Origin of the sequence: Mesorhizobium sp. M0701 (genome assembly GCF_040320365.1) — a bacterium.
Lineage (GTDB): Bacteria > Pseudomonadota > Alphaproteobacteria > Rhizobiales > Rhizobiaceae > Mesorhizobium.
Genome location: NZ_JAMYPO010000087.1, coordinates 1 through 7599, shown reverse-complemented (window position 1 = coordinate 7599; position 7599 = coordinate 1). Strand labels below are relative to the sequence as shown.

General features: G+C 60.9%; 7 protein-coding genes and 1 pseudogene. 3 read left to right on the top strand and 5 right to left on the bottom strand.

From position 1 onward, the window contains the following. A partial coding sequence (locus NKI24_RS35205; RefSeq protein ID WP_502901516.1) for an RHS repeat domain-containing protein occupies positions 1–265 on the bottom strand: 265 nt, incomplete at its 3' end. A gap of 1 nt (position 266) precedes the next feature. Further along, positions 267–4337 (bottom strand): toxin TcdB middle/N-terminal domain-containing protein, encoded by a 4071-nt coding sequence (locus NKI24_RS36130; RefSeq protein WP_502901515.1) that lies wholly within the window; start codon positions 4335–4337, stop codon positions 267–269. A gap of 353 nt (positions 4338–4690) precedes the next feature. Between NKI24_RS36130 and NKI24_RS35195 the strand changes: the two genes are divergently transcribed. Beyond that, on the top strand, positions 4691–4879 hold the full coding sequence (locus NKI24_RS35195) for a hypothetical protein (protein WP_352750744.1): 189 nt from the start codon (positions 4691–4693) through the stop codon (positions 4877–4879). Between the two features lie 5 nt (positions 4880–4884). On the opposite strand, the gene NKI24_RS35190 is transcribed toward NKI24_RS35195, so the two are convergent. Then, positions 4885–5022 carry a hypothetical protein gene (locus NKI24_RS35190; protein WP_352750742.1) on the bottom strand — a complete coding sequence of 46 codons (138 nt, stop codon included), beginning with the start codon at positions 5020–5022 and terminating at the stop codon, positions 4885–4887. A 226-nt stretch (positions 5023–5248) separates the two neighbouring features. Then, entirely contained in the window at positions 5249–5647 is a 399-nt protein-coding gene (locus NKI24_RS35185) for a hypothetical protein (RefSeq protein WP_352750740.1), read from the bottom strand. Between the two features lie 159 nt (positions 5648–5806). On the opposite strand from NKI24_RS35185, the gene NKI24_RS35180 reads away from it, so the two are divergent. Beyond that, a complete protein-coding gene (locus NKI24_RS35180) occupies positions 5807–6145 on the top strand; it encodes a hypothetical protein (RefSeq protein ID WP_352750739.1) in 339 nt (112 codons plus the stop codon). A gap of 75 nt (positions 6146–6220) precedes the next feature. Here the strand turns inward: NKI24_RS35180 and NKI24_RS35175 are convergent, their stop codons facing one another. After that, complete coding sequence (locus NKI24_RS35175; RefSeq protein WP_352750737.1) at positions 6221–6445, bottom strand: KTSC domain-containing protein; 225 nt, start codon at positions 6443–6445, stop codon at positions 6221–6223. A gap of 265 nt (positions 6446–6710) precedes the next feature. Between NKI24_RS35175 and NKI24_RS35170 the strand changes: the two are divergent. Continuing rightward, positions 6711–7387: pseudogene (locus NKI24_RS35170) on the top strand (IS630 family transposase); the annotation flags it as partial. Positions 7388–7599: the final 212 nt, after the last annotated feature.

Sequence of the window (7599 nt, the reverse complement as noted above, 5' to 3'; positions counted from 1 at the left end):
TGGCCGCAGGGTTTGTCGAGGTCGTCAGCTGGCCGATGTTGTAGAAGCCCGCCGCCGCCTGATCGTAGGTGTTCTGCGTCAGCGTGACCGCACTGCCGCCCGACGGGGTCGCCGTCTTCAGGGTCAGCCGGTCCATCTGGTCGTAGGCCAGGGCGGTGACGGTGCTGCGGGCATCGGTCTGGCTGGTCAGCCGGTTGGCGACGTCATAGACATAGGACCAGCTGCCGAGATCGGGATCCGTTGCAGAAAGCCGGTTGCCGACCATGTCATAGCTGTAGCTCCAGCTCGAGCCGCCGGGATCGCTGAACCCCGATCAGCCGGCCAAGCACATCGTAGCTGCGGCCCTCCGTCAGATTAAGCCCGCCGAGATCGCGCACGATCTGCACGACATCGCCGCGCGTCGAGGACACGCTCTTGCTCTGCCGCGTGGTCGTCGCATTGATCTGGTCGGTCTGGGTGACCGCGTAAAGCCGCGGATTGGTGCCCGTGCCGCTGTCGAGGCTGTGGGCAAAGACCGTCTGGCTGGCATCGGCATAGACGGTCTTCGCCAGCCGGTCGTTCCAGTCGTAGGAGCTGGTCGTCCACTGCGCAGTGTCGCCGACAAAGCGCGGGAAGGCGGTGCGCAGCACATTGCCGCGCAGGTCGTAGTCGGTGTCGACAAGGCGCTTGGCGCCGGCCGTCGTCTCGCCGGGCGTTTCCACCCGATAGACGCGGCCAAGCCCGTCGTAATAGGAGCGGACAAAATCCTCGCCCGCCCCATTGGGCAGCGGCATCAGCTTGACCAGCGCCTGTGTCGCCGGATTGCCCTCGTTCTCGAAGCGCGTCTTGGCATAGGCGCCGGTGACGCTTTGCGAGACCTGATAGGGCCGGCAGAACGGATCGTAGGTGAAGGTCTTGATCAGGCCGTTGACGTCGGTCTTCGTCGCCGGCAGCCCGCACACCGCATTGTAGGTGGCGCTCAAGACGAAGCGGGTGTCGGCGCTCTGGCCGCCGGTGGCAAAATAGCGGGGGCTGCGCTCGGTCACCGGATAGAGGTGATAGGCCGCGTCATAATCCCATTCGGTCTTGTGGCCGAGGCCGTTCGCGGCCGAGACCTTGTTGCCGTAGGTGTCATAGGCAAAAGTCTGGTTCACCTCCTTTTGCGGCGATCCATAGTAATCGGAGAAGCTGCGCTTGCGGGTGACGTTGCCCTTGATTGGCGGCGTGGCATTGGCGCCGGTGTTGCCATCATAATAGGTCTCGTCATAGCCGATATAGGGGAAGCTGGTGTCCAGCCCGGCGCGCACCGTCTGGCTGCTCGCCAGCGAGACGATGTAGGCGCTCGTGTTGGGCGCAAAGCTCGCCACCGTCCATGTCTCGTCGCCGCCGACGTCGGTGCGGCCATAGTCCTTGACGCTGGTGACGTTGTTGTAGGCGTCGAACGCCCGCTCGACCCTGAGGGTGCGTGCAATGTTCTCGGTCAGCGTCGTGTCGGTCGCAATGTTCTGCACGGTATAGGGATTGGTCGCCGTATTGACCGCATAGGTCTCGGCGACCTGCTTGTGGACGGTGCCGGCGCCATCCTTCCAGACCGTCAGCGACGGCAGGCCGTAGCTTGCCAGGTCCTGCCGGTAGGTGGTCTCGATCTTGGAGGCCGCCGTCTCGCCATTGGCCAGCGGTTTTGTCTCGACGATCGAGGCGAAGCCCAAAAACTTGCGCGCCGCCGGATCGTATTTGCCGCCGGCATAAGCATACGTGCTCACCGAAGTCTGGCCGCGGCCGTTGCCGACCGAAAGTCTTGTCACCGCATGCACAACCTGCGGCAGGTAGGTGTTCGCCCAGGTCGACGACGGCGCATACTCCACCGCGACCGTCCCGCCGAGTTCCGTCACGACGCTGCGCAGCAGGTTCGGATTGCCCGCGCCGGGGGCCGAGATGAACATGTGGTCTTTGTAGTCGGTAAAATCTGGCAGGCCATCGCCATTGAAATCGCCTATGGCAACGCCGGCATTCATTCTGGCCGGAAGTGTGAATTCCACCGGCCCCATCGCCGTCGACGACGGACGCAGCGAGAAGACCCGGATCGTGTCGGCCCTCCGCGCCGTCAGTGTGCCACCGATGGTAATGACGTCCATGCGGCCGTCATTGTCGAAATCGCGAAGAACGGCGGACGTTCCCGGTATCGAGGAAACCGTGTACTCTTTGAATCCGACACCGGTCGACAGCCAGAGTCTGACGCTGTCGTCACTGCCCTTGTAGTGGAAAATGTCGGTCGCGCCGTCGCCATTCACATCGGCCAGAACACAGGTGCCCAACTCTCCAAACGTCGAGCAGCTGGGGGAAAATGAGGGATCGACGGCCTCCCATGTGCCGTTTGACAGGACACCCTTCTTTACATTTCCGCCCAGTAACGGCGTTAATAACGGCTGCTGGTGCCCATTGCCGAGGAAGTCGCCGACACCGATCAAGCCGTTTATCTCGCTGACACCATTGACGGTATCTATGCCGTCAGCATCAGCGTCGGCGACAACAAACGAGCCGGTCGAGAGCGCGTCACATAGGGCGTCATAGCTGGCCGGCACGACGGGGCCGAAGAAGAGCGATGATTTACAATTAGCATTGGTCAACGCGAGCTGAGCATTTGTGATGACAAACGCACCGCGTGTTCCCGTCGTCACCGTATGGCCGTCATCGGAGGTCGTTGTCACCGTGTCCGCAAAGTCCATTGTGCCTTTGCTGGCCAAGAACCTACCGGGCTTGGACGAATATCTGCCGTCATACGCTGCGTTAAGGCTTGCCGAAATTGTATCGATGAGTGCGCCATTCGAATCGAATTTATATCGGTACTTTGTTCTGCTGGCGGTTCTTTGCCCGGTTGGGGATTCTCCTTGCGTGGCTCTGTCGCCAAAGATTTCGTCACGACCGTCAAAGTCCAAATCGCCGACCTCGTTTGGTGCTCCCTCAATGAGGAGCAAGCCTGTGAGGAGGGAGGCATCGACGGTCGCATAAACCCCATCGGTATTCTGATAGGTCATCTGGCCGACCAGCTTTGCGGTGCCGCCGGTGATGGTGCCGTCGGCGGCGATTGCCGCATCGGTGCCGTAGCGGGTGACAGCGGTCAGTCGTGAGGCATTGGAGAACGGCGCCTGGTCGTAAGTCAGCTTGTAGGCGCCGCGCAGCGCGCCAGAGACCGTGACGCCGATCGCCTTGATGCGCTGGCTGGTCTCGGAGATGTCGCGGCCATTGCCCATCAGGATCAGGTCGGGCCGCGTCTCCAGATAGAATTTTACCACAGTGCCGTTGTAGCTGATCGTGTCGGGATAGCAGACCGGGCTTGCCGGACAGGTGTAGCTGTAGGCAACATTGTTGCCATTGGTGTCGGTGACCGAGCTCAGCAGCCAGCGATAATTGTAGGCCAGATCATAGGCTGGGTTGGCAATAGTAGCGCCATCCTTGCCTGGGATGGTCGGGGAAGGGCTGAGATTCGCAACCGCCGCGAGCGAGCGGAAGGTCGAGATGGTGCCGTCACGATCGGTCACCTTCCATTCATTGGTGGTGCTGTTGAGCGCAATGCGGCGATAGGATTCGTTCTCCGTCGCATGCGTGCCGCCGGTCGAACACGACGGCGATACCATGCCGGCCGCGCAGGCGACCAGCTGTTGGCCGTCGAGCAGGTAGATGTCGGTGGCATCGAAGGCCGGCATGCCATAGCCCGGGCTTGCCCGCTCGATGACGTCGAAACCGCCAAGGCCCCAAGCATGGCCCAGCCAACCCTGGTAGAGGCCGCCGAGCTTGGTCCTGCGCGAAGACTCGTAGGTAAGCGCGATCGACGGCTCAATGCCGTGAAAGTCCGGGACATCGACGCCGATGGCATAGCCCAGATTGCCATTGCCTGAACTCTTCGGCAAATCCACCTTCGGCGTGCCGATCGCCTCGGCATCGCCGCCGTCGGTGGTCGTCGTCGTCGCCAGCGTCGTTGCGGCAGCATCTTCCGGTGCGGCTTCTGTGTCGGTCGTTTTGACCGCCGTGCCGGTCTTGGCATCGGTGGCCTCGGTCTCAGCCGGCTTGCCGTCGACCTTGGCTGCCGCATCCGGACTATCGCCCGCGGGCGCAGCATCTCCCGTCGCACCCGCTGCGGGCGGTGCCCCCGCATCATCCGTGCCGGAGCCCGTTCCCGAGCCAAGTGCTGCCCCGCTATTGCCGAAGCCCCCACTCGCGCCAACATCAGGCGAAGTCCCTTGCGCCTCCTGCGCAAAGGCCGCCATCCCTGCGGAGTTACTAATATAAGAAACGAAAGATGTATCTGCGCCGAAGACGCCGGCGGCAAGCAATGCCGCTCCCACAAGCAACTTGTTCATGATTCCCCCGAGCCCAAGTTGCTTACTTCTACTCAGCCCCAGCCAAACGAATACGACACCAAGTCGTCACAGAGGGAATATCCACAGGGAAATTTTGTGGAGGACTGTGAGAGGCTATCTTTCAAACACCCTCAGCCGAGAGCGGTAGCCATCGAACTGACCTCGTGAGCCCATCCGTCGCCCTGGGGCGGCTTGGCGACCAGGGTAGGCATCATCGGCGGAATGAACGCGAGCCGGCCGGTACTCACAATTTACGCACATTAGAGAATTAGGCGCTCGGCCTATATTAGCCACAGCGAAGATAACGTGATTCAGCACGGAAACCAAAACGCGACAGTTTGCGTTGCGGATGAATGACGAGGATCAGAACCGACAACATCGCTACCGGCTACCAAGGCAAGCCGCATGACGGGCCAGTGGAGGATGAATCGAAGCACTTCGTCTACTGCCCAGTTTGCGGTCAGACGTTCGACGCGCGCGATCTTGGACAGGTGTTTCATCACGCCGAGCCGCAGCACACCCCGCTTCCCGCAGAGCAATAGTCCCGCTAGTTCAGCGCCCGGGGCCGGCCAAGCCTGAAAGCCTTAAGTGCGGCAGCGATGCCCATCATCACCGATTGCTTAGCATAGTCGAGCACCCGCAGCGTGCCCGGCTCGTCGCCGCCCACGCCGCAGATCGGCAACACCTGGTAGTCGTCGTCGACCGCAAAATTTCGCCGTTGGCAGTAAAATCGTATTCGGGAAAAAACAGCTCTTCAGGAATGCCTCGAGCCCCCGCGCAGGGCCGATTGCGACCGCGCGCCTGACGGCGGCAGGATGATGAAGCTGTCGACCTCGTCCCGGCAGGCGTGCCGGAAATGTCGATGGCGAAATCGATGAGAACCTACGCGCTGTGTAAGGGCATCAGGCATTTCATCTGTAGCCCGGTCCCTCCCAAAGCACACACGAGGCGTGCCAGCCCGAAGCTTTGTCGATCAATTGCTTCGACCAAACGTTGCGAATACCTGACGCCCGATTTCCTTCTTCTAGTTTGGCGTTTTCTTCGGCCGTGCCTACTCCGAAGCGCCATATAATGCCGGCCTCGTTTGGCACCCAGACGATTTTCATCGAGTAAACCGCTGCGGTTCCGGAGATGCTATCGATTCGGCAGTCAATGGACGCCGGCATCATCCCTTTTGCTTTCATCTTGCGGCTTTCGGTGATCACGGTCTCAGCCTTCATCCGCACACTTTCAACCGCGTTGGGAGGCAAATCACTGTTGGGCGTTGCGGCGACCAATGTCACCATCAAAGCGACTGCCTGAAATGTCATCTCCCGACCCCTGCCCCCACTGAATGTTCTCATTCCGCTCATGATCGGGAGTGCAGGTCAATCGCGTCCGACAAACGCAAAAAAGCGCTGTCAACACCAACTTCTTGCGATGGATTTGCCCTGCGGACTAGGCAATCTCGGAGCGAAGGAGTGATCGCCATGACCGTCCTCGCCTACAGCCTCGCCGCCGACGCAAAGGGAACGTGGCGACTCGTCTTTGTGCCTGACGATCTGCATCTCTATGTGGAATTCAGCCGGCCAAACGCTGAGTCAAATCCGGTGGACTGGCTGAGCGTGGATGATTTCCTTGCCCGGCGCCCTAAAGGCGCGCTCCACAAGGATGCGCTCGATCGCTTAGTTGCTCTCATTTGCCAAGCGATGGGCGACCCGAAAACGCAAAAAAAGCCCGCCGCACCTTTCGGCTCGGCGGGCGATCAGTCGTTCACCAAGCACAGGTGTGGGCGGGAGATCGGGTGTGCCCCGTGCACGGATCGTTGAAAATCATACGCGCGTCGGCGCCGCCGCGTCTACCAACCGGCAGTTAGGACGACTTCCTGCCTATGTTTCACTGGCCTACCGGCAGTCCGGGTCGTCGCCGGACGCAACTTGCCGATACCGGAAGTGATTGCGGATGTGTTCGTTGAAATAGCGGCCCTTGGCAAAGGCGGCTTTGAACGCGGCGAAGGTCTCCGGCGGCACGTCCTCAAACTCGTATCGTTTGCCGCTGGCGACGAACCACACCGAGAGCATTCTGCTATCCGGATCGTATTCGGTTTTGCGTATCGAGGTAGACGGCATGACGGCGGCTCGATCAAAGGGAGTCAACGATCGGTTGGGCCGTCGCGTTCCTGGTGATTTGTGAGCGCGCGACGTCACCAAATTCGGCTCCTTCGCTGGATGTATGTGCAGAACGATCCTGGCGACCTTCTCCAGTCAGCGTCCTCAGGCGACGACGTGAGCATCCGAAGCTAGAGCGGGATGAATTGAGGCTGAATCGGCGGGAGATTCCCTTAGGCGGGCAAATCTGATTCAACCTTCTTGCTGGGCAAGGAGGTCAGCATGGATGGGCAAGCCTTACTCGATGGATCTTCGCGAACGGGTTGTTGCGTCGGTTGAGCGGGAGGGGCTGTCGCGGCGGCAAGCCTCGGCGCGCTATGGGGTTGGTATCAGCACCGTCATCAGATGGGTGAGCCGGTTGCGCGAAACGAACAGTCTTGCGCCGGGCAAGATGGGCGGGCACAGGCCGAAGAAGATTGCCGGTGAGCATCGGGAGTGGCTGCTGGTGCGCTGCCGGGCCGCGGATTTTACGCTACGCGGTCTTGTGATCGAGCTGGCCGAGCGCGGCTTGAAGGTCGATTACCGCTCGGTGTGGGAGTTCGTCCACGCCGAGAAGCTCAGTCACAAAAAAAGACGCTGATCGCGGCTGAGCAGGATCGCCCGGATGTGGCGCGCCGGCGGGCACAGTGGGCAAAGTATCAGGACCGTATCGACCCTTCCCGCCTGGTGTTCATCGACGAGACATGGACCAAAACCAACATGGCGCCGCTCAGGGGATGGGCGCCGCGCGGCGAAAGGATCAAAGCCAAGGTGCCGCACGGCCATTGGAAGACCATGACGTTTCTGGCGGCGCTGCGCCATGACCGTGTCGATGCGCCATGGCTGATCGACGGACCGATCAACGGCGAGCGTTTCCAACTCTATGTCGACAAGGTTCTCGTCCCAATCCTCAAGCCAGGCGAGGAGCGTGGTCGGGTGCTGACATGTGTCCGGCCTCTGATGCGGCGTTCCACATGCCGCGGGCCCGTATGGGAGTTCGCGGAGTGGGTCCAATTCAATCTCGCGTGCTCAAGGCACGTATCCATGATCTGGTTTTCCCGATCCCGTCTCGTTGACCGTTGCGCCATACTCTCCGTTTGACCTTCTCACACTTTCGAGGCCTTCCGGCCGAGCGG